At 70.1% G+C, this 20,840-nt stretch carries 19 protein-coding genes; 16 read left to right on the top strand and 3 right to left on the bottom strand.

Annotated features, from left to right (window positions below; genetic code table 11):
* Positions 1–83 precede the first annotated feature (83 nt).
* The 8 genes from OKJ99_RS09415 (at position 84) to OKJ99_RS09380 (ending at position 9,475) form a co-directional block, all read left to right on the top strand.
* Complete coding sequence (locus OKJ99_RS09415) at positions 84–1,127, top strand: 3-isopropylmalate dehydrogenase (protein ID WP_326015395.1); 1,044 nt, start codon at positions 84–86, stop codon at positions 1,125–1,127.
* A 436-nt stretch (positions 1,128–1,563) separates the two neighbouring features.
* Complete coding sequence (locus OKJ99_RS09410) at positions 1,564–2,652, top strand: branched-chain amino acid aminotransferase (protein ID WP_326015394.1); 1,089 nt, start codon at positions 1,564–1,566, stop codon at positions 2,650–2,652.
* A 231-nt stretch (positions 2,653–2,883) separates the two neighbouring features.
* Entirely contained in the window at positions 2,884–3,927 is a 1,044-nt protein-coding gene (locus OKJ99_RS09405) for a hypothetical protein (protein ID WP_326015393.1), read from the top strand.
* A 46-nt stretch (positions 3,928–3,973) separates the two neighbouring features.
* The gene (locus tag OKJ99_RS09400; protein WP_326015392.1) at positions 3,974–5,269 is read left to right on the top strand and encodes a KamA family radical SAM protein; all 1,296 of its coding nucleotides are present in this window, start codon (positions 3,974–3,976) and stop codon (positions 5,267–5,269) included.
* A 136-nt stretch (positions 5,270–5,405) separates the two neighbouring features.
* The gene (ureA, locus tag OKJ99_RS09395; RefSeq protein WP_326015391.1) at positions 5,406–6,119 is read left to right on the top strand and encodes an urease subunit gamma; all 714 of its coding nucleotides are present in this window, start codon (positions 5,406–5,408) and stop codon (positions 6,117–6,119) included.
* Positions 6,116–7,828, top strand: a complete 1,713-nt coding sequence (locus OKJ99_RS09390; RefSeq protein WP_326015390.1) for an urease subunit alpha — start codon at positions 6,116–6,118, stop codon at positions 7,826–7,828. The genes ureA and OKJ99_RS09390 overlap by 4 nt, the downstream gene beginning before the upstream one ends.
* Before the next feature lie 12 nt (positions 7,829–7,840).
* Positions 7,841–8,872 carry an agmatine deiminase family protein gene (locus tag OKJ99_RS09385; protein ID WP_326015389.1) on the top strand — a complete coding sequence of 344 codons (1,032 nt, stop codon included), beginning with the start codon at positions 7,841–7,843 and terminating at the stop codon, positions 8,870–8,872.
* Positions 8,873–8,938: 66 nt separating this feature from the next.
* On the top strand, positions 8,939–9,475 hold the full coding sequence (locus OKJ99_RS09380) for a TetR/AcrR family transcriptional regulator (protein WP_326015408.1): 537 nt from the start codon (positions 8,939–8,941) through the stop codon (positions 9,473–9,475).
* On the opposite strand, the gene OKJ99_RS09375 is transcribed toward OKJ99_RS09380, so the two are convergent.
* From OKJ99_RS09375 to OKJ99_RS09365, 3 genes are read right to left on the bottom strand one after another with little or no spacing between them, the layout of a single operon-like run.
* On the bottom strand, positions 9,472–10,329 hold the full coding sequence (locus OKJ99_RS09375; protein WP_326015388.1) for a 5-oxoprolinase subunit C family protein: 858 nt from the start codon (positions 10,327–10,329) through the stop codon (positions 9,472–9,474). The two genes, OKJ99_RS09380 and OKJ99_RS09375, sit on opposite strands and share 4 nt — an antisense overlap.
* The gene (locus OKJ99_RS09370; RefSeq protein ID WP_326015407.1) at positions 10,326–11,054 is read right to left on the bottom strand and encodes a 5-oxoprolinase subunit B family protein; all 729 of its coding nucleotides are present in this window, start codon (positions 11,052–11,054) and stop codon (positions 10,326–10,328) included. The genes OKJ99_RS09375 and OKJ99_RS09370 overlap by 4 nt, the downstream gene beginning before the upstream one ends.
* Positions 11,055–11,056: 2 nt before the next feature.
* Positions 11,057–11,821: a LamB/YcsF family protein gene (locus OKJ99_RS09365; RefSeq protein WP_326015387.1), complete on the bottom strand. Its 765-nt coding sequence runs from the start codon at positions 11,819–11,821 to the stop codon at positions 11,057–11,059.
* A 163-nt stretch (positions 11,822–11,984) separates the two neighbouring features.
* Here OKJ99_RS09365 and OKJ99_RS09360 point away from each other — a divergent pair, with 163 nt between their 5' ends.
* The 8 genes from OKJ99_RS09360 (at position 11,985) to OKJ99_RS09325 (ending at position 20,832) form a co-directional block, all read left to right on the top strand.
* Entirely contained in the window at positions 11,985–12,704 is a 720-nt protein-coding gene (locus tag OKJ99_RS09360) for a DUF969 domain-containing protein (protein WP_326015386.1), read from the top strand.
* A complete protein-coding gene (locus tag OKJ99_RS09355) occupies positions 12,701–13,660 on the top strand; it encodes a DUF979 domain-containing protein (protein ID WP_326015385.1) in 960 nt (319 codons plus the stop codon). Before OKJ99_RS09360 ends, OKJ99_RS09355 begins: the two co-directional genes overlap by 4 nt.
* An 11-nt stretch (positions 13,661–13,671) precedes the next feature.
* Positions 13,672–14,316 (top strand): pyroglutamyl-peptidase I, encoded by a 645-nt coding sequence (gene pcp, locus OKJ99_RS09350; protein WP_326015384.1) that lies wholly within the window; start codon positions 13,672–13,674, stop codon positions 14,314–14,316.
* A gap of 118 nt (positions 14,317–14,434) precedes the next feature.
* Positions 14,435–15,400 carry a DUF2891 domain-containing protein gene (locus tag OKJ99_RS09345; protein WP_326015383.1) on the top strand — a complete coding sequence of 322 codons (966 nt, stop codon included), beginning with the start codon at positions 14,435–14,437 and terminating at the stop codon, positions 15,398–15,400.
* A gap of 60 nt (positions 15,401–15,460) precedes the next feature.
* Positions 15,461–16,783: an MFS transporter gene (locus OKJ99_RS09340; RefSeq protein WP_326015382.1), complete on the top strand. Its 1,323-nt coding sequence runs from the start codon at positions 15,461–15,463 to the stop codon at positions 16,781–16,783.
* A 293-nt stretch (positions 16,784–17,076) separates the two neighbouring features.
* Complete coding sequence (gene cimA, locus OKJ99_RS09335) at positions 17,077–18,717, top strand: citramalate synthase (protein ID WP_326015381.1); 1,641 nt, start codon at positions 17,077–17,079, stop codon at positions 18,715–18,717.
* A 74-nt stretch (positions 18,718–18,791) separates the two neighbouring features.
* Complete coding sequence (locus tag OKJ99_RS09330; protein ID WP_326015380.1) at positions 18,792–20,123, top strand: hypothetical protein; 1,332 nt, start codon at positions 18,792–18,794, stop codon at positions 20,121–20,123.
* Positions 20,124–20,292: 169 nt separating this feature from the next.
* The gene (locus OKJ99_RS09325; RefSeq protein WP_326015379.1) at positions 20,293–20,832 is read left to right on the top strand and encodes a hypothetical protein; all 540 of its coding nucleotides are present in this window, start codon (positions 20,293–20,295) and stop codon (positions 20,830–20,832) included.
* The last annotated feature ends 8 nt before the right edge of the window (positions 20,833–20,840 follow it).

Here is a 20,840-nt window from a genome sequence, read left to right as displayed (position 1 = left end):
GTGAACAAAAAGCGGCGATCGCGCGGACGTCCACATCATGGACACCGCGTGTCATCCCATGGGACGAGGAGTACGGTGCTGGCATGTCTCGCAGCATCAATCTCGCAGTGATCCCCGGTGACGGTATCGGCCAGGAGGTCGTGGCCCAGGGTCTCAAGGTCCTCTCCGCCGTCCTTCCGCAGGATGTGAAGCTGGAGACCGAGGAGTACGACTTCGGCGCCAAGCGCTACCACGCCTCCGGTGAGACCCTCACCGACGCGGACCTCGACTCGCTCAAGAAGCACGACGCCATCCTGCTCGGCGCCATCGGCGACCCGTCGGTGCCGTCCGGCGTCCTGGAGCGCGGCTTCCTGCTCAAGCTCCGCTTCGCGTTCGACCACCACGTCAACCTGCGCCCGTCGAAGCTTCTTCCGGGTGTCTCGACCCCGCTCGCGGGCGAGCCGGACATCGACTTCGTCGTCGTCCGCGAGGGCACCGAGGGCCCGTACACGGGCAACGGCGGCGTGATCCGCAAGGGCACCGAGCACGAGGTGGCCACCGAGGTCTCCGTCAACACCGCCTTCGGTGTGGAGCGCGTGGTCCGTGACGCCTTCGCCCGCGCCCAGGCCCGCCCCCGCAAGAAGCTCACGCTGGTCCACAAGAACAACGTGCTGACCTTCGCGGGCCACCTGTGGACGAACATCTTCAACAAGGTGGCCGAGGAGTTCCCCGAGGTCACCACCGATTACATCCACGTCGACGCCGCGACGATCTACCTCGTCACCGACCCGGCCCGCTTCGACGTGATCGTCACCGACAACCTCTTCGGCGACATCATCACCGACCTCGCCGCGGCCGTCTCCGGCGGCATCGGCGTCGCGGCCTCCGGGAACATCAACCCGAGCCGCGAGTTCCCGTCCATGTTCGAGCCCGTGCACGGCTCGGCCCCGGACATCGCGGGCCAGGGCAAGGCCGACCCGAGCGCCACGATCCTCTCGGTCGCCCTCCTCCTGCGTCACCTCGGCTACGAGGTCGAGGCCGCCCGCATCGAGACCGCGGTCTCCGCGGACCTCGGCGAGCGCGGCGACGCCGTGCGCTCCACCGACGAGATCGGTGACGCCCTCGTCACCCGAGTAGTAGCCGGCTGACCCGGCGCTCACCATTTACGGCAGCAGCCGCCGGGTCGCACACCGCGCCCGGCGGCTTCTTCTGTGCGGCCTCTGGGTGCGACCATCAACCCAAGGGTTCTGTCGTCACACTCCCGTCTGCCTCGCGGCGTCTGGCACGCACGCTCGCGGCGTTGCCGAAAGGCACCGAGTAGCTCCGCTACTAGGACCTTCCGGCGCCTTGCGATCGCACGCGCCAGACGCCGCGAGGCCGCCCTTCGGGCGACGACGGGAGTGTGACGACAGAACCCGGGCCGCTTCACGCACCCGTTTCCACCCGGGTCCGTTTCGACCACACCCGTTCTCGCGAGATAATCGAACGTGGGGCCGCGATGTACGGCGAAGCTCGGACTTCCTAGTACCGGGAGTGCAGGCGTGAACGCGGTCCGTCACAACCAACGGTGAAGGACACGCAACCATGACGACGCCCACGATCGAGCTCAAGCCCACCGCCACCCCGCTGTCCGCCGCGCAGCGCGAGGAGATCCTGGCCAATCCGGGATTCGGCCGCCATTTCACCGACCACATGGTCATCGTGAAGTGGACCGAGGGGCGTGGCTGGCACGACGGGCAGCTGGTGCCCTACGGACCGCTCTCCCTCGACCCGGCCACGAACGTCCTGCACTACGCGCAGGAGATCTTCGAGGGCCTGAAGGCCTACCGCCGCCCCGACGGTTCGGTCGCCACCTTCCGGCCCGACATGAACGCCAAGCGTTTCCAGCACTCCGCCTGGCGCCTCGGTATGCCCGAGCTGCCGGTCGAGACCTTTGTCGAGGCCTGTGACCTGCTGGTCCAGCAGGACAAGGACTGGGTGCCCGCGCACGGTGGCGAGGAGTCCCTCTACCTGCGCCCGTTCATGATCGCGACCGAGGTCGGCCTGGGCGTGAAGCCCGCCAACGAGTACCTCTTCATCGTCATCGCCTCGCCCGCCGGCGCGTACTTCTCCGGTGGCGTGAAGCCCGTCTCCATCTGGCTCTCCGAGGACCGCGTGCGCGCCGTCCCCGGCGGCGTCGGCGACGCCAAGACCGGCGGCAACTACGCGGCGTCCCTGCTCGCGCAGGCCGAGGCCGCCGCCAAGGGTTGCGACCAGGTCGCCTACCTCGACGCCGTCGAGCACAAGTGGGTCGAGGAGCTGGGCGGCATGAACCTGTACTTCGTGTACGGGAACAAGATCGTCACGCCCACCCTGACCGGTTCGCTGCTCGCGGGCGTCACCCGTGACTCGCTCCTCCAGGTCGCCCGCGACCTGGGCTACGAGTCGGAGGAGCGCCGCATCTCCATCGACGAGTGGCAGGCCGCCACCGAGTCCGGCGAGCTGACCGAGGTCTTCGCGTGCGGCACCGCCGCCGTCATCACACCGGTCGGCACGGTCAAGCGCGCGGGCACCGAGTGGACCCAGTCCGGCGGCGAGGCCGGCGAGGTCACGATGAAGCTGCGCAACGCGCTCCTGGACATCCAGCGCGGCAAGACCGAGGACAAGCACGGCTGGATGCACGAGCTGGGCTGAGCCAAGGCGGGTCTCCGGTGGTTCGGAGAGATGTGGGCGCCGGGTGGCCGGGAAGTTCCGTCCCCCGGCCCTCCGCTGTGTCCGCGGTCCGCCGGTCCGGTCGCCAACCGCCCTTCGCGCCAAGGTAGTTGACCGTGCGTGTACGTGTTGTGCCGCAGGGGTATCCACTGACTCCATGGCTTGGCGCTCAGGGGGTGGTCACGGGTGAGTGGGATACCGTTCAGGGCTCGATTGCGATGGTTCCTTCGAGCTCTGCGCACACCTCGGAGACCACAGAGCCTGTCCGTCCTGACCGGCCTCGCCGCGGTCTCCGCGATCCTTCTGTGGCGCAGCGCCGGCATGGAGAACTACGGGGAGAACCTGGCGCTCAACCTTGGTGCCGACATCATCGGTGCCGTGGTGACCGTCTTCGTGATCGGCCCGTTGATCAGTCGCGCTCAGGAGGGACGGGCTCGCGAGCACAGTCGACTCGACTACGAGTGGTTCTGCGCCCAGGTGTACGGGTCGACGTCGAACGTCAAGGTCCTCGACACGTTCTCCAACGTGTTCGGCCCGCAGTTCTCCGACCGTCTCCTGCGGGGCATCAAGGCCGCCACGGCCAACGGCACCCGCGTGCAGATCCTGCTGCTGCACCCCGACTCCCTCGCCGTCATCCTGCGGGGGCAGGAACTCGGCGACCAGCACGCCGACATCCGGCGGGAGATCCTCCGCAACCTTCGCACGCTGCGCTCCTTCGAGGACGGGCTCGATGCGAGCGCTCGGCACCTGCTGGAGGTCCGGCTCTGTTCCTCGTCCCCCGGCGTGACGTTGTACCGCTGGGACGAGCGGTGTCTTGTGTCCTTCCTCACGGTGGGTCGTCTCTCCGGCCAGGGTGTCCAGCTCGAGGTGCCCATCCGCTCGCCCCTCGGGGCGTTCGTGGAGCAGCGGTTCGACGAGCTCTGGCAACAGAGCGGAATGATGGACGGGTTCACGCATCTGCCGGTCATGCTCGTCGACGATGGCGACGGGCGCAGGGCGTTCACTTGCAGGTTCGTCGTCCTGGACGAGGCGACGTATGTCGCCGACGCGGAGCTTGTGTCCCACATGGCGCGCCATCGCCTCGACCAGCTCACCGCGTTCAGCGAGGGGTTGGGCATCAGCGTCGCGCACGAACTCCTGGTTGTGGACGACGAGAGCGAGCTCCATGCGCGCCTCACCCAGGACTTCGCGGAGAAGTATGATGCATCGACGGGTGCTTTTGTCTGCCTACGCCCGCAATCCCTTCTGACCGAGTAGGGGTCCTCGTACGGTGAGACCATCGCGCGACCCAGCCGAAGGGCTGGTGCAGAACAGCGGCAGATTCCGCAGCTTCACCTCGCGCGATCTGGACGGACTGCTCCAGCGCAGGGCCCTGTCGGCCGAGGAGCGTCTGAAGCTGAGGGCTGTGGCGGCCGTGCTCCCCTTCCGGACGAACGAGTACGTCGTCGACGAGCTCATCGACTGGTCGGCCGTGCCGGACGACCCGATCTTCCGGCTGACGTTCCCACAGGTCGGGATGTTGCCCGAATCCGATGTGCAGGAGATGGCGGACCTGCTCGTGGACGGCGCCCCGGCGGGCCGGATGCAGCGTGCCGCGCACCGGATCCGGATGCGGTTGAACCCGCACCCCTCGGGTCAGCTCGACGCCAATGTCCCGGTGCACGAGGGGCGTCGGCTGGAGGGGCTCCAGCACAAGTACCCGGAGACGCTGCTCGTCTTCCCGCGCCAGGGCCAGACCTGCCACGCCTACTGCACGTACTGCTTCCGCTGGCCACAGTTCGTCGGTGAGTCCGAACTCCGCATCGCCACCGACGACATGGCGGCGACCGAGGGGTATCTGCGGGCGCACCCCGAGATCACCAGTGTGCTGATCACCGGTGGCGACCCGTTGGTGATGAGCGCCGACGTGCTGCGCCGTTACGTCGAACCCCTGCTGCGGGTCGAGTCCGTGCGTTCTGTCCGGATCGGCACCAAGTCCCTCGCCTTCTGGCCGTACCGTTTCGTCTCCGACCGGGACGCCGACGATCTGCTGAGGCTCTTCGAGGAGGTCGTCACCGCCGGGAAGCACCTGGCACTCATGGCTCACTTCACGCACCCGCAGGAGTTGCGCACCCGGGCCGTGCTGGAGGCGATGCGGCGTGTCCGGGACAGCGGCGCCGTGATCCGCTGCCAGGGGCCGCTGGTGCGGGGGATCAACGACAGCGCTGCTGTGTGGGCCGAGCTGTGGAACGAGACGACGCGCCTGGGTGCGATCCCCTACTACCAGTTCGTGGAGCGGGACACCGGGCCGCAGGACTACTTCGGAGTGCCCCTCGCCCGTGGATACCAGATCTTCCGGGATGCCTACGCCCAGGTGTCCGGCCTCGCACGGACCGTGCGGGGGCCGGTGATGTCGGCGATGCCGGGCAAGGTCGTCGTGGACGGGATCGCCGAAGTGGGCGGCGAGCGGGTGTTCGTCCTGCACTTGATCCAGGCGCGCGACCCGGATCTGGTGAACCGGCCGTTCTTCGCGGTGTACGACGAAGGCGCCACTTGGTTCACCGACCTCAAGCCCGCCTTCGGTGGGGGCGAGTTCCTGCCGGGCCTGCCCTTTCCCTGACCGGCCGGGGCAGGGTCGCGCACGCTCGAATCTTTGAGCGCCACTCCATGTGAGGGGCCCGAGGTGCGGCATGGTCGCTTTTCTTCCTGTGCTTATGGCGCTTAGAGTGTCGTTCTAACTGGAAGTGAGGTGTGCCGTGAGACTGACCCCCACCGAACGCGACCGGCTGTTGCTGTTCGGCGCTGCCGAGCTCGCGCGGGCCCGCAAGGCGCGCGGTCTGCGGCTCAATGTGCCGGAGGCGACCGCCCTGATCGCGGACGCCGTCTGCGAGGCGGCCCGCGACGGGAGGCGGCTCGCCGAGGCGATCGAGGCGGCGCGCTCCGCGCTCGGGCCCGACGATGTGCTGCCGGGCGTCGCCGACGTGGTGACCGAGGTGCACGTGGAGGCGGTCTTCGACGACGGCTCGCGGCTCGCGGTCGTGAGCGACCCGATCGGCGGCGCGGCGGGCTCCCTGGGCGACGACGCCCCCGGCGCCCTGCTGCCGGGGCCCGAGCACGAGGACCCGCGGCCCGAGCTGACGCTCACCGTCACCAATACGGCGACCGTCCCGGTCTCCGTCACCTCCCACTTCCACTTCTTCGAGGCCAACCCGCGCCTGGACTTCGTACGGGACGAGGCGTACGGGATGCGGCTCGCGGTGCCCGCCGGGTCGTCGGTGCGGTTCGGGCCGGGGGAGACCCAGGACGTCGGGCTGCTGCCGATCGGCGGGGCCCGGGTCGCCATCGGGTTCGCGGGCCTCGTCGACGGACCGCTGGACGCGCCGGGGGCTCGCGAGGAGGCGCTGCGCCGCGCCGCCGCCTGTGGATATCTGGGCGTACCGGACACGACTGAAGAGGAGGCCGAGCGATGAGCCGCCCCGGAGGCCACGCCGCCGAAGCCCGCCGACTGACCCCGTACGAGTACGCGGGGACGCACGGCCCGCGCGCCGGTGACCGCGTCCGGCTCGGGGACTCGGGGCTCACCATCAAGGTCGAGTCCGACTCCCAGAGTTACGGGGACGAGTTCCTCGCCGGGTTCGGCAAGACCGCGCGTGACGGGCTGCACCTGAAGGCCGCCGCCGTCCGCGACACCTGCGACATCGTGATCAGCAACGTGGTCGTGATCGACGCCGCGCTGGGGATCAGGAAGGTCTCCATCGGGATTCGGGAGGGCCGGATCCACGCCGTCGGGCGGGCCGGCAACCCGGACACGCTGGACGGCGTCGACGTCGTGGTCGGCACGGGCACGACGATCGTCTCCGGCGAGGGCCTGATCGCCACCGCCGGGGCCGTCGACACCCACGTGCACCTGCTGTCGCCGCGCATCATGGAGGCCTCGCTCGCCTCCGGCGTCACCACGATCATCGGCCAGGAGTTCGGCCCGGTCTGGGGCGTCGGCGTCAACTCGCCGTGGGCGCTGAAGCACGCGTTCTCCGCCTTCGACGCCTGGCCGGTCAACATCGGCTTCCTGGGCCGGGGTTCGTCGTCGGACGGCGCGCCTCTGGAGGAGGCCCTCGCGGAAGGCGGCGCCTGCGGGTTCAAGGTGCACGAGGACATGGGCGCGCACACCCGCGCCCTGGACACGGCGCTGCGCGTCGCCGAGGAGCACGACGTCCAGGTCGCCCTGCACAGCGACGGCCTGAACGAGTGCCTGTCGGTCGAGGACACCCTGAAGGTGCTCGAAGGCCGGACCATCCACGCCTTCCACATCGAGGGCTGCGGCGGCGGCCACGTACCAAATGTGTTGAAGATGGCGGGAGTTCCGAACGTCATCGGCTCCTCCACGAACCCCACCCTCCCCTTCGGGCGAGACGCCGTCGCCGAGCACTACGGCATGATCGTCTCCGTCCACGACCTGAAGACGGACCTGCCCGGCGACGCCGCGATGGCCCGCGACCGGATCCGCGCCGGGACGATGGGCGCCGAGGACGTGCTGCACGACCTGGGCGCCATCGGCATCACGTCCTCGGACGCGCAGGGCATGGGGCGCGCGGGGGAGACCGTACGCCGGACGTTCGCGATGGCCGGGAAGATGAAGGGCGAGCTCGGCGACCCGGGCGTCGGCCACGACAACGACCGCGTCCTGCGCTACATGGCGAAGCTGACCATCAACCCCGCCATCGCGCACGGCCTCTCGCACGAGATCGGCTCCATCGAGCCCGGAAAGATGGCCGATATCGTCCTGTGGCGCCCGGAGTTCTTCGGCGCGAAGCCGCAGCTCGTCCTGAAGTCCGGCTTCCCCGCGTACGGGGTGGTGGGTGACCCCAACGCCGCCACCGACACCTGCGAACCCCTCGTCCTCGGCCCACAGTTCGGGGCCTACGGAGCGACGGCCGCCGAGCTGTCGGTCGCCTTCGTCGCACAGGCCGCGGTCGACGACGGGCACGACACGATGCCCACCCGCAGGCGCCGCGTCGCGGTCCGCGGCACGCGCGGCATCGGCCCGGCCGACCTGCGCCTCAACTCCCGTACGGGAGCGGTCGACGTCGACCAGCGCACAGGCCTCGTCACCCTCGACGGCGACCCGCTGCGCTCCGAGCCGGCCGAGTCCGTCTCCCTCAACCGCCTCTACTTCCTGTAAGGGATCAAGCTCATGACGTATGTGATGCCGCCCGAGTGGGCCCCGCACGAGCGCACGTGGATGGCGTGGCCGGGCCCCAACCCGACCTTCTCCGACGACGGCGAACTGGCCGGCGCGCGCGCCGCGTGGGCGAAGGTCGCCAACACGGTGCGCCGCCACGAGCCGCTGACGATGGTCGTCGGCAGCGGTCAGTCGGAGTCCGCGAGGGCGCTCCTCGACCCGTCGGTCGAGCTGGTCGAGCGGGACCTGGACGACGCGTGGATGCGCGACATCGGCCCGACGTTCGTGAAGCGGCCCGACACCGGTGAACTGGCCGCCGTGGACTGGACGTTCAACGGCTGGGGCGCGCAGAGCTGGGCCCGCTGGGAGCACGACGCGAAGATCGCGCGGCACGTCGCGGACCTCGCCGGCGTGCCCGTGCACTCGACGTCGCTCGTCAACGAGGGCGGCGGCATCCACGTCGACGGCGAGGGCACGGTGCTCCTCACGGAGACGGTGCAGCTCGACGAGGGCCGCAACCCGGGCCGCTCCAAGGAGGACGTCGAGGCCGGGATCCACGCCAGGCTCGGCACGTCCAAGGCGATCTGGCTGCCGCGCGGACTCACCGCGGACTACGGCGAGTTCGGCACGCGTGGACATGTCGACATCGTGGCGTCCTTCGCGGCGCCCGGCGTCGTCCTCGTCCACGCGCAGCGGGACCCGGCGCACCCGGACTTCGAGGTGAGCCGCGAGATCGTCGGCGTACTGTCCGGACAGACCGACGCGCAGGGCAGGCCCCTGGAGATCGTCGAGGTCCCGGCCCCGACGGCGCTCACGGACGAGGCGGACGGCGGCTGGGTCGACTACTCGTACATCAACCACTACCTCTGCAACGACGGCGTGGTGCTGTGCGGCTTCGACGACCCGAACGACGAGGAGGCCGCGGCGATCTTCCGCAGGCTCTTCCCGTCCCGGAAGGTCACCCTCGTCGACGCCCGCACGATCTTCGCGGCGGGCGGCGGCATCCACTGCATCACCCAGCAGCAGCCGCTCGCGGGGGCCTGAGCGGTGACCGGGACGCAGCGCAGGCGCACACCGGCGCCGCCGCGCGAGGACGTGCTCGCCGCGACCATGGCGATGATCGCCGAGCACGGCCTCGAACGGCTGACCCTGGCGGCCCTCGGCCGCGAGGTCGGCATGAGCAGCGGGCACCTCGCGTACCACTTCGGCAGCAAGGACGAGCTGCTGCTGCGCACGCTGGAGTGGAGCGAGGGACGGCTGGGCGCGCGCCGCAGGGAGTTGCTCGTCAGCGGAAGCAGTGTGCGCGAACGCCTCGACGCCTACGTCGACCTGTACGTCCCGGACGCGCCGCGCGACCCGCACTGGACGCTGTGGCTGGAGGTGTTCAACCGCTCGCGGAACGCCGACGACGACGCGCGCGCCCGCCAGACCGCCATCGAGGGGGCCTGGCACCGCGACCTCGTGGCGCTGCTCGCCGAGGGCATCTCACGCGGCGAGTTCGGCACGCTCGACCCGGACCGCTTCGCGACCCGCCTGCGGGCGCTCCTCGACGGCTTCTCCATCGCGGTGGCGATCGGCCTGCGCGCGGACCGGGACCAGGTCATGGGCCACGTACGGGAGTTCCTCGACGAAGGCCTACGGCCCTAAGAGGTGAACCGGACCGGGGTGCCCGGCGCCGCCTGGGCCGCCGCCCCGAGTGCGGCCTCCTCCACGACGGCGATCACCGGGTAGCCGCCGGTCGTCGGGTGGTCGTGGAGGAACACCACGGGCCGCCCGTCCGGCGGCACCTGCACCGCGCCGAGCACCATGCCCTCACTGGGCAGCTCGCCGTCCAACTCCCGCTCCAGAGCGGGCCCTTCGGTACGCAGCCCGATCCGGTTACTGTTGCCCGAGACGGTGTACGTGGCGGTGACGAAGGTCCGGCGCGCGGCCTCGGTGAACCAGTCCGTACGCGGCCCGAACCGCACCGGCAGTACGAGCTCGGCCGGCGGAGCGGGCCACGGCGCCGCCACCGGCAGCACGGGCCGCGTGCCGGGCGCCTCGCCGACGGGCAGCACGTCCCCCGCACTCAACGGCGCGGGCCCGAGCCCCGACAGCAGATCGGTGGCCCGACTCCCGAGCACCGGCTCGACGGCGACCCCACCGGCGACGGCGACATAGGACCGCACCCCCGCGCGCGCCGCCCCCACATCGAGCACGGCCCCGGCGGGCACGTACACGGGAACTCCCCAGGCCGCGGGCGCACCATCGACGGTGACCGGACACGGCGCCCCACCCACGACGAACGTGGCGGCACGATCGGGCCGCAACGCACACCCGGTGAGAGTGGTTTCGAGTACGGCGGCGCCCTCCGTATTCCCGACCAACCGATTGGCCAACCGCAACGCATCCGCGTCAAGCGCCCCCGACCGGGGAACCCCCAGATGCGCATACCCGACACGCCCAAAATCCTGCACGGTGGTGAGCGCCCCGGCCCGAGTGACACTGATCTTCACGGTCATCGCTCGGGCCTTTCAGTCGCGTGAGGGGCGGGGCCCGGTCCGGCGGGTACATCAAGCCCCTGCGGCGATTGAGCAGCGGGGTCCGGGGCAGAGCCCCGAGACGTCAACCCCGCCGCAGCGAAACGAACCCGGGTCCCAGGAGCCAAAAGCGCCGCCGACTCCCGCCCCACATCCCACAAAACCCCGGGATCCGGCATCGTTCCGATCAACTGCCACCCACCCGGCGTAGCCCGCGGATACACCGCCGAATACCCCCCGGCCAGGGCAACCGCCCCCGCAGGGACCCGCGTCCGCGGAGTCGCCCGCCGCGGCACATGCAACTCCTCCGGCAACCCGGCCAGATACCCGAACCCCGGCGCGAACCCGCAGAACGCCACCCGGTACGTATAAGACGCGTGCCGCACGGCCACGTCCTCCTCGGACACACCCCACAGCCCCGCCACCTCGGCCAGGTCGGGCCCGTCGTACACGACAGGAATCGTCACGACGTCCCCGTCCGCCACGGCGCCCAACGGCACGTCCCACTCACCCAGTTGGCGCGCGAGCGCATCCCGCTCCGGCACCCCGTCGAGCAGCACCGTCCGCGCCCCCGGCACGACCTCCCGCACCGGCGGCAGCACCCCCGCGCCCCGCCTGCGCAGCACCTCCGCGTGAAAGGCCCCCGCATGCTCGGCGTCGGCGAACTCCACCAGCAGCGCATGCCGCCCGGCGGGCCTCACGCGCATGCTCACGTGAACGCCCCGACCTTGACCCCGGCGGCTTCGAGGGCCACCCGCACCCGCGCCGCGATCGCCGCCGCGCCCGGGGTGTCACCGTGCACGCACAACGACCGCGCGGCGACGGCGACTTGGGATCCGTCGATCGCCTCGACCCCGCCGTCCACCGCGAACGCGACGGACCGGCGCACCACGGCGTCCGCGTCCTCGACCACGGCATCCGGCTCGCGGCGCGGCACGAGCGTGCCTTCGGGGGTGTAGGCGCGATCGGCGAAAGCCTCGCGCACGGGCCGCAGCCCCAACTCCTCGGCAACGGACAAGAGTTGCGACCCCGGAAGCCCCAGCACGGGTAGCGCGCCACCCGCGAGCCGTACACCTTCGACGACCGCGCGGGCCTGTTCCCCGTCGCGCACGGTCCGGTTGTAGAGCGCCCCGTGTGGCTTCACGTACGCCACCTCGGCGCCTGCCGCCTCCGCGAACACCCGCAACGCCCCGATCTGGTACGCCACTTCGGCCGCCAGCTCGTCCGGTGGCACGTCCATCGCGCGCCGCCCGAACCCGGCGAGGTCCCGGTACGAGACCTGCGCCCCGATCCGTACGCCGCGCTCGGCGGCCAGGTCGCAGACCCGGCGCATCACGGAGGGATCGCCGGCGTGGAAGCCGCAGGCGACGTTGGCGCTGGTCACCACGGAGAGCAGGGCCTCGTCGTCGGTGAGGGTCCACCGGCCGAAGCCTTCGCCGAGGTCGGCATTGAGGTCGATGACGTCCTGGATCACGGGCTCAACGTAGAGGATCGTTGAACGATCCGACAAGAGGCGAGATCTTTACCGCTTCTGGAGTGTCCGAATTCCGGAACCTCTTGTTAGATCGTTGAACGATCCCCTAGGGTCCCGTGCATCTCTCATCCATAAGTGCGTCCCTCATCGAAAAGGCCGCCGCATGATCGTTCTGCTCGGCGTGCTCGTGGTGATCCTCGGATTCGTCACGCGCCGCAATCCCGTACTCGTGGTCGGCGTGGCCGGCATCGTCACCGGGCTTCTCGGCAAGATGAACCCGCTGGAGATCCTCGCCGCCTTCGGCACCTCCTTCGCCGACAGCCGCTCCGTCACCGTCTTCGCCATCGTGCTGCCGGTGATCGGTCTCCTGGAGCGCTACGGCCTGCGCGAACAGGCCCGCACCCTGATCGGGAAACTCGGCAAGCTCAGCGCAGGACGCTTCCTCACCGCGTATCTGCTGGTCCGCCAGGTCACCGCCGCCTTCGGTCTCAACAACCTCGGCGGCCCCGCCCAGGCGGTCCGCCCGCTCGTCGCGCCGATGGCCGAGGCCGCCGCCGAGCGCAGGTCGGGGGCCATGCTGCCGGACAAGCTGCGCGAGAAGGTCCGCTCCTACTCGGCGTCCGCGGACACCGTCGGCGTCTTCTTCGGTGAGGACTGCTTCATCGCGATCGGCTCGATCCTGCTGATCACCGGATTCGTGAACTCGACGTACCACGAGCACCTCGAACCCACCCAGCTCGCGCTGTGGGCCATCCCGCTGGCCGTCTGCGCCTTCGTCATCCACGGCGCCCGGCTGCTGCTCCTCGACAAGCACCTGGAACGCGAGATGGCGCTCGCCGTCGCCGAACACGAGATCCCGCTGCCGAAGGAGCCCTCGAAGTGATCAAGGTCGAATGGCTCTACTGGCTGATCGGTCTCGTCTTCGTCGTCATGGCCGTGCAGATGGCGATGGACAGGACCAACCCCAAGCGCTGGACCTCGGCCGCCTTCTGGGGGCTGCTCGGACTGACCTTCCCCTACGGCACCGGGGTCGCGGGCGGTTCGAAGGCGCTGCCCGCCGAACCCCTCGGCGTCGCGGTCCTCGCGCTGATCGCGCTGGCCGGGTTCAACTTCATAGGCAAGGGCGAACCGGTCACCACCACGCAGGAGCAGCGCGAGGAGTCGGCGGCCCGCCTCGGCAACAAGCTGTTCATCCCGGCGCTCACCATCCCGATCGTCGCGATCATCTGCGCCTCCTTCCTCGACACCTCCGGCCTCTTCGAGACCGGCCAGGCCACCCTCCTCGGGCTCGGCGTCGGCTGTGTCGTGGCGCTCGTCGTCGGGATGTTCGTCACCGGCGAGCGGAAGGTGTCGACGCCGATCCACTCAGGCCGCTCGATGTTGGAGGCGATGGGCTCGGCGCTGCTGCTGCCGCAGCTCCTCTCCGTGCTCGGCACGATCTTCGCGGTCGCCGGGGTCGGCACCCAGGTCGGCAAGATCACGAATTCCGTGCTGCCGGACAACTCCAAGTACCTGGCCGTGATCGCGTACTGCGTCGGCATGTTCCTGTTCACCGTGATCATGGGCAACGCGTTCGCCGCGTTCCCCGTCATGACGGCGGCGATCGGCTGGCCGGTGCTCATCCAGCAGATGGGCGGCAACGAGCCGGCGATCCTCGCGATCGGCATGCTCGCGGGCTTCAGCGGCACGCTCGTCACGCCCATGGCCGCCAACTTCAACATCGTCCCGGCGACACTCCTCGAACTGAAGGACCAGTACGGGCCGATCAAGGCGCAGCTCCCCACAGGGTTCGCGCTGCTCGGCTGCTGCACCGTGATCATGGCATTCTTCGCGTTCTAGGAGGTCGAGAGATGACTCGGGTACTGCTCACCGGGTTCGAACCGTTCGGCGGGGAGTCCGTGAACCCCTCCTGGCAGGCCGCGGAGGCGGTCGCCGTCGCGCCACCCGACAGCCTGTCCGTCACGGCGGTCCAACTCCCGTGCGTCTTCGGCGAGTCGCTGACCGCGCTGCGGGCCGCAGTGGCCGAGACCCGCCCCGACCTGGTCGTCTGCCTCGGCCAGGCGGGCGGGCGACCCGGCGTCACCGTCGAGCGGGTGGCCATCAACGTCGACGACGCCCGCATCCCCGACAACGCCGGGGCCCAGCCGATCGATGTGCCGGTGGTGCCGGGCGGTCCCGCGGCGTACTTCTCGACGTTGCCGGTGAAGGCGTGCGTGGCGGCGATGCGCTCCGCCGGGGTCCCGGCGGCGCTCTCCAACACGGCCGGAACGTTCACGTGCAACCACGTGGCGTACGGCCTCGGGCACCTCCTGGCCACCGAACTCCCGGGCGTACGCGGCGGCTTCGTCCACGTGCCGTGGTCCCCGGACCAGGTGACGGACGGCACGGCACCGGCGCTCCCCGTCGAAACGGTGGCCACCGGCATCCGCGCACTCCTGCTCGCGGCGTCATCGACCACCGCCGACCTCCGAGTAACAGAGGGCGCAACGCACTGAATGCTTTTAGGGGCGCGGGGAACTGCGCGAACGCAACCAAAAGCAGCACCGCACCCGGCAACGAACACGCACCCCGCGGGCACCACCCCGCACCCCGCCCCACCGAAACGGACCCACCATGCTCACCCCGGAGGAAACCGCCCAGCTGGCGGCAGCCAACGTCACCCGCGAATACCCCAACTTCACGGCCCACCTGACCACTTCCCCGGACGACCGCCCCCGCCCGAGCGACCTCCACCCCGCCTTCTACGGCGCCTACGACTGGCACAGCTCCGTGCACATGCACTGGCTGCTGCTCCGGACCCGGCCCGAGGCCCACGCCGACGTACTGGACCGCCACCTCACCCGCGAGAACCTCGCCCGGGAAGCCGAGTACCTCCTCGCCCGCCCGAGCTTCGAGCGCCCCTACGGCTGGGCCTGGCTCGTCGCCCTCGCCGCCGAGTGCCACGGCACGCGCTGGGCCGACGCCTTCGCCCCCGCCGTGGACGCGGTCGACCGCCTCCTCACGGACTGGCTCCCGAAGGCCACGTATCCCGTGCGCCACGGCAACCACCCCAACAGCGCCTTCGCCCTCGGCCTGATCCTCGACACGGGGGAGCGGGCCGGGCTGCCGGCCCACACGCTCGACGCCGTACGCGACCGGCTGCGCAGCTGGTTCGCCGACGACCACGACGCGCCCGCCCACTGGGAGCCCTCCGGTCAGGACTTCCTGTCGCCGTCCCTGACGGAGGCCGACGCGATGCGCCGCGTATTCGGGAACGCCGACGACTTCGCCACCTGGCTGGACCGTTTCCTCCCGGCCCTCGCCACCGGCGCCCCCTGCCCGCTGCTCGACGTACCGGTCGTCTCCGACCACAGTGACCCGCAGATCGGCCACCTCCTCGGCCTCGCGCTCTCCCGCGCCGCCGCCCTGCGCGCGATCGCGAACGCACTGCCGGAGGGGATCGTGCGCGAGCGGCTCGCGAAGGCAGCGCAGGAGCACCTTGAAGCGGGTCTCCCGGCCGTCGAGAGCGGCGATTTCACCACCGATCACTGGCTCGCGACGTTCGCCGAACTCGCCCGCGAACACTATGAACGCAAGTAAGCGTGATCGTTGCCCGTGCCCCCTTGCCCTGAGCATGACCATTCCCGCATCGTGCCGATCATGGGACGAGAACAATGGAAGAAGGTCCTGGTCGGCTCGGCCGGGAACATGGTCGAGTGGTTCGACTGGTTTGTGTACGCGAGCTTCGCGGCGTACTTCGCGGGATCCTTCTTCCCCAGCAGCAACCCGACCGCCCAGCTGATGAACACCGCCGGCATCTTCGCCGTCGGCTTCTTCATGCGCCCCGTGGGCGGCTGGCTGCTCGGCCGGGTCGGTGACCGCAAGGGCCGCAAGGCGGCGCTGACGCTCACGGTCACCCTGATGTCCGCGTCGGCGGTGCTCATCGCCGTCGCGCCGACGTACGCAGTGGCCGGCTACGGCGGCGCCGTGGTGCTGCTGATCGCGCGCCTGCTCCAGGGCCTCTCGGTCGGCGGCGAGTACGCGGCCAGCGCCACGTACCTCACCGAGGCCTCGTCCCCGGAGAAGCGCGGCTTCGCCTCCAGCTTCCAGTACGTGTCGATGACCGCTGGCCAGATCGTCGGCCTCGGCCTGCTGATCCTGCTCCAGCGCATGATGTCCGACGAGGCCCTGCACGGCTGGGGCTGGCGCATCCCGTTCATCATCGGCGCCCTCGGCGCGGCGGTCATCTTCTATCTGCGCCGCAACATGCTGGAGACCGACGTCTACGAGGAGTCGGCCGACGACGACGCCACCGTGGGCGGCGACGACAAGGGCACCCTCAAGGCGCTGTGGGCACACAAGCGCGAGGCGTTCCTGGTCATCGCGCTGACCATGGGCGGCACCGTCGCCTACTACACGTACACGACGTATCTGACGAAGTACCTGTCCAACTCGGCGGGGCTGAGCAAGGAGACGGCGACGCTCGTCTCGTTCTGCGCGCTCGTCGTCTTCGCCTGCCTGCAGCCGGTCGCCGGAGCGCTCTCGGACCGGATCGGCCGCCGCCCGCTGCTGATCACCTTCGCGATCGGCTCCACCTTCCTGACCGTGCCGATCATGACGCTGCTCCAGCACGCGGGCTCCTTCTGGCCGGCCCTGGGCCTGTCGCTGCTCGCCCTCGTCATCGTCACGGGCTACACGTCCATCAACGCCTGCGTGAAGGCCGAGCTGTTCCCGACGGGCATCCGCGCCCTCGGCGTGGCCCTCCCGTACGCCATCGCCAACGCGCTGTTCGGCGGCACCGCCGAATACGTCGCGCTCTGGTTCAAGGACGCGGGCATCGAGTCCGGCTACTACTGGTACGTCGCCGGGTGCGCGGCCGTCTCGCTGATCGTCTACCTGTCGATGCGCGAGACCCGCGACATCGACCTGAACAAGGTCAAGACGGGGGACACCGCCACCGAGCCGGCGAAGCAGGCCGCCTGACCGCATCGTGAGACCACGGCCCGGCCCTCGGCCGGGCTGTGGCACACTGCGGACGTGCTCTCGTTCGCCACGATTATTGGCAGCAGGCGCGCCGGTCCGCAGTGACCACCTCGTACGACCCGGTACAGGTGGACACCGTCGTCCTCGACCCGCGCGCAGACCTCTCGCACCCGCGAGAGGTTTTTCTGTTTCTGGCCCACCCACAGCCAGGCGGAGAGCGCGAGGGATCATAGATGGACGGTGGAGCCGGTCATTCCGGTAGACCGAGAATCCCCATCAGGAGCCAGATCAGCATGAGCAGCAGCCTCAGTGAACGTCCCAGTGCACAGCCCAGTGAACTCGACGATTCCTCCGACGCTTTCCACGTCTTCGACACGACGCTGCGCGACGGCGCGCAGCGCGAGGGCATCAACCTCACCGTCGCGGACAAGCTGACCATTGCCCGGCACCTGGACGACTTCGGCGTGGGCTTCATCGAGGGCGGCTGGCCCGGCGCCAACCCCCGTGACACCGAGTTCTTCGCCCGCGCGCAGGAAGAGATCGACTTCAAGCACGCGCAGCTCGTCGCCTTCGGCGCCACCCGCAGGGCGAACGCCAAGGCGAGCGAGGACCCGCAGGTGCGGGCCCTTCTGGAGTCCGGCGCCCCGGTGGTCTGCCTGGTCGCCAAGTCGCACGACCGGCACGTCGAACTGGCCCTGCGCACGACCCTCGAAGAGAACCTGGAGATGGTCCGCGACACGGTCTCGTACCTGGTCGCGCAGGGCCGCAGGGTCTTCGTCGACTGCGAGCACTTCTTCGACGGCTACCGCGCCAACGCCGAGTACGCGAAGTCCGTCGTCCGGGCCGCGCACGAGGCGGGCGCCTCCGTCGTCGTCCTCTGCGACACCAACGGCGGCTTCCTGCCCGCCCAGGTCCAGGCGGTCGTCTCCACCGTCATCGCCGACACCGGCGCCCGGCTCGGCATCCACGCCCAGGACGACACGGGCTGCGCCGTCGCCAACACCCTCGCCGCCGTGGACGCGGGCGCGACCCACGTCCAGTGCACGGCGAACGGCTACGGCGAGCGCGTCGGCAACTCCAACCTCTTCCCGGTCGTCGCCGCCCTGGAGCTCAAGTACGGCAAGAAGGTCCTCCCCGAGGGCGCGCTGCGCGAGATGACCCGCATCTCGCACGCCATCGCCGAGGTCGTGAACCTCACCCCGTCCACGCACCAGCCTTACGTGGGTGTCTCGGCGTTCGCGCACAAGGCGGGCCTGCACGCCTCCGCGATCAAGGTCGACCCGGACCTGTACCAGCACATCGACCCGGACCTCGTCGGCAACCACATCCGGATGCTGGTCTCCGACATGGCGGGCCGCGCCTCCATCGAGCTCAAGGGCAAGGAGCTGGGCGTCGACCTCGGCGGCGACCGCGAACTGGTCGGCCGGGTCGTGGCGCGGGTCAAGGAGCGCGAGCTGGAGGGCTACACGTACGAGGCCGCGGACGCGTCGTTCGAGCTGCTGATGCGCGCCGAGGTCGAGGGCAGGGAGCGCAAGTACTTCCGCGTCGAGTCCTGGCGCGCGATCGTCGAGGACCGCCCCGACGGCTCCCACGCCAACGAGGCCACCGTGAAGCTGTGGGCCAAGGGCGAGCGCATCGTCGCCACGGCGGAGGGCAACGGCCCGGTGAACGCCCTGGACCGCGCGCTCCGCGTCGGCCTGGAGCGGATCTACCCGCAGCTCGCGAAGCTGGAGCTCGTCGACTACAAGGTCCGCATCCTGGAGGGCAAGATCGGTACGTCCTCCACGACCCGCGTCCTCATCTCCACGAGCGACGGTTCGGGTGAGTGGTCCACGGTCGGTGTCGCCGAGAACGTGATCGCGGCGTCCTGGGGCGCGCTCGAGGACGCGTACACGTACGGGCTGTTGCGGGCGGGCGTCGAGCCGGTCGAGTAGGGCAGCGTGAATCAAGTCCTTCCCGGTCGGGCCCGGGAGGGGCTTGGTGCGCCGCGCTGAGTTAGCGTCGGGGTATGAGGCCCCTCATCGCCGCCCTCGCCGCCCCGCTCCTCGCCCTGGGCGCCACTCTCACGGTGGCGCCACCCGCGTCCGCCGCCACGGACGTCTCCACCGTGGCCGACGCCCTGGAGAAGAGCCCTGTCTACGTCGCGCCCGGCGCGGCCGACGGGCTGACGTCGGACGACGTCGAATCGCTCGAGAACAAGATCAAGGACGCGGACAAACCGGTGATGGTGGCGGTGCTGCCCGCCGACTTCCCGACGCAGAATCTGCTCAGGAACCTTCGCGCGAAGACGGGGATCGTCGGCGTCTACGGGGTCCGCCTCGGCGCACAGTTCAACGCGGGCGCGGACAAGCAGGTGATGTCGGCGCAATCCGTCAAGAACGCGGTGGACAGCGTGCAGGGCCAGGCGGCCAAGAGCCAGCTCGACGACTTCGTCAGCACGTCGCTCAGTACGGCGAAGGGCTCGGCTCCGGCCGCCTGGGACGCCGGCGGCGACGACGGCGTGTCTGTCGGCCCGCTGATCGGTGTCGGCGCGGTCGTCGTGGCCGGCGGCGCCGGTGTGTACGCCCTGAGCAGGCGGAACCGGCGCAAGCGCGAGGAGGAGCAGCGCGCGGCCCTCGACAAGCTGCGGGTCGTGGTGGACGAGGACATCACGGCGTTCGGCGAGGAGCTCGACCGGCTCGACTTCCACCCGGCGGAGGCCGGGGCCGACGACGCGATGCGCGCGGACTTCGAGCGGGCGCTCGACGCGTACGAGAAGGCCAAGCAGTACATGAACGACGCCCGGCGGCCCGACGACGTACGCGGCGTGACGCAGGCCCTTGAGGACGGCCGGTTCTCCCTCGCGCAGCTCGCCGCGCGCCGCGAGGGCCGCCCGCTGCCCGAGCGCAGGGCGCCCTGCTTCTTCGACCCGCGCCACGGCCCCTCCACCGAGGACGCCCTGTGGACGCCGCCCGGCGGCGCCTCCCGCGAGGTCCCGGTCTGCGCGGCGGACGCGACGCGGCTGCGGGACGGCGAGGACCCGCATGTGCGCACGGTCGACGCGGGAGCGGGGGAGCGCCGCCCGTACTACGACGCGGGCCCGGCGTACGGCCCGTGGGCCGGCGGCTACTTCGGCGGCGGCATGCTGCCGGGCCTGCTGGTCGGCACGGTGCTCGGCTCCATGCTGGCGAGCCCCGCCTACGCGGCCGACTACGGCGGCGGTGACTTCGGCGGCGGCTTCGACGGCGGCGACGTCTCCGGCTCCGACTTCGACCCGGGCGACTTCGGCGGCGGCTTCGGCGACGGCGGTGGCGGTGGCGACTTCGGCGGGGGTGGCGGCGACTTCGGGGGCGGGTTCTGACGACCCGCGCCGACTATGGCCCGGCAATTGCGTGACTGCTTTAATTCCTCCATGACTTCGGGGGGAATGCGTCATGAGCGGTGGGGCGGGCGGTAATGGTGGGTCGAATGGTCCAGGATTCTTTCACCGGTCAGCGGGTGTCTGGACCATAATCGGTGGGATATGCGCCGTGCTCAGTGTGGTGATCGCGCTGGTCGCGATAAAACTCGGCACGGCCAGGCCCTCCGACGCCGTCGGGGGCGGTTCCGGCAACGCCGACCCGGTCAGGACGGCGGTCTCGTCCACACCGCCCACCGAGGACCCCACGTCGGACGAGCCGACGGACGATCCCACATCGGACGAGCCGTCGGACGACCCCACGACCGACGAGCCGTCCCCGACGGACACCTATATCCCCTTCTTTTATCGGAGTCGGGGCACCTCGTTCTACCGATGCGACGACGAGGACCGACTCGCTTCGACGAGCGGCTTGCCGATCACCTGGAGCATCGATAACGATTCGAGCACCGATCTCACCGTCTATTGGCTGGACTCCCGCGGATATCGGAGCTCTCAGCGAAGCCTTGATTCCGGCGGAAGCGTCAATTTCAATCGGGTGTACACCGGAAGCGTATTTGTGTTCACCACGAAGGACTCGAGCTGCTCGAAGGTCATCCGCGTCTCCCCGGGGGCGTCGTACGCGAGCACGACCATCGTCGACGAGGACTGACAGCCCCC

The organism is Streptomyces endophyticus, from assembly GCF_035798155.1.
In the GTDB taxonomy this organism is placed as follows: Bacteria; Actinomycetota; Actinomycetes; order Streptomycetales; family Streptomycetaceae; genus Streptomyces; species Streptomyces endophyticus.
This window is presented reverse-complemented; position numbering and strand designations above follow the sequence as displayed.

Excerpts from the sequence above, each read along its gene's own strand:
- OKJ99_RS09340 (WP_326015382.1), top strand. The coding sequence starts at position 15,461 with ATGGGACGAGAACAATGGAAGAAGGTCCTGGTCGGCTCGGCCGGGAAC.
- OKJ99_RS09390 (WP_326015390.1), top strand. The coding sequence starts at position 6,116 with ATGAGCCGCCCCGGAGGCCACGCCGCCGAAGCCCGCCGACTGACCCCG.
- OKJ99_RS09410 (WP_326015394.1), top strand. The coding sequence starts at position 1,564 with ATGACGACGCCCACGATCGAGCTCAAGCCCACCGCCACCCCGCTGTCC.
- OKJ99_RS09345 (WP_326015383.1), top strand. The coding sequence starts at position 14,435 with ATGCTCACCCCGGAGGAAACCGCCCAGCTGGCGGCAGCCAACGTCACC.
- OKJ99_RS09370 (WP_326015407.1), bottom strand. The coding sequence starts at position 11,054 with ATGCGCGTGAGGCCCGCCGGGCGGCATGCGCTGCTGGTGGAGTTCGCC.
- cimA (WP_326015381.1), top strand. The coding sequence starts at position 17,077 with ATGAGCAGCAGCCTCAGTGAACGTCCCAGTGCACAGCCCAGTGAACTC.
- OKJ99_RS09330 (WP_326015380.1), top strand. The coding sequence starts at position 18,792 with ATGAGGCCCCTCATCGCCGCCCTCGCCGCCCCGCTCCTCGCCCTGGGC.
- OKJ99_RS09375 (WP_326015388.1), bottom strand. The coding sequence starts at position 10,329 with ATGACCGTGAAGATCAGTGTCACTCGGGCCGGGGCGCTCACCACCGTG.
- pcp (WP_326015384.1), top strand. The coding sequence starts at position 13,672 with ATGACTCGGGTACTGCTCACCGGGTTCGAACCGTTCGGCGGGGAGTCC.
- OKJ99_RS09415 (WP_326015395.1), top strand. The coding sequence starts at position 84 with ATGTCTCGCAGCATCAATCTCGCAGTGATCCCCGGTGACGGTATCGGC.
- OKJ99_RS09385 (WP_326015389.1), top strand. The coding sequence starts at position 7,841 with ATGACGTATGTGATGCCGCCCGAGTGGGCCCCGCACGAGCGCACGTGG.
- OKJ99_RS09380 (WP_326015408.1), top strand. The coding sequence starts at position 8,939 with ATGGCGATGATCGCCGAGCACGGCCTCGAACGGCTGACCCTGGCGGCC.
- OKJ99_RS09360 (WP_326015386.1), top strand. The coding sequence starts at position 11,985 with ATGATCGTTCTGCTCGGCGTGCTCGTGGTGATCCTCGGATTCGTCACG.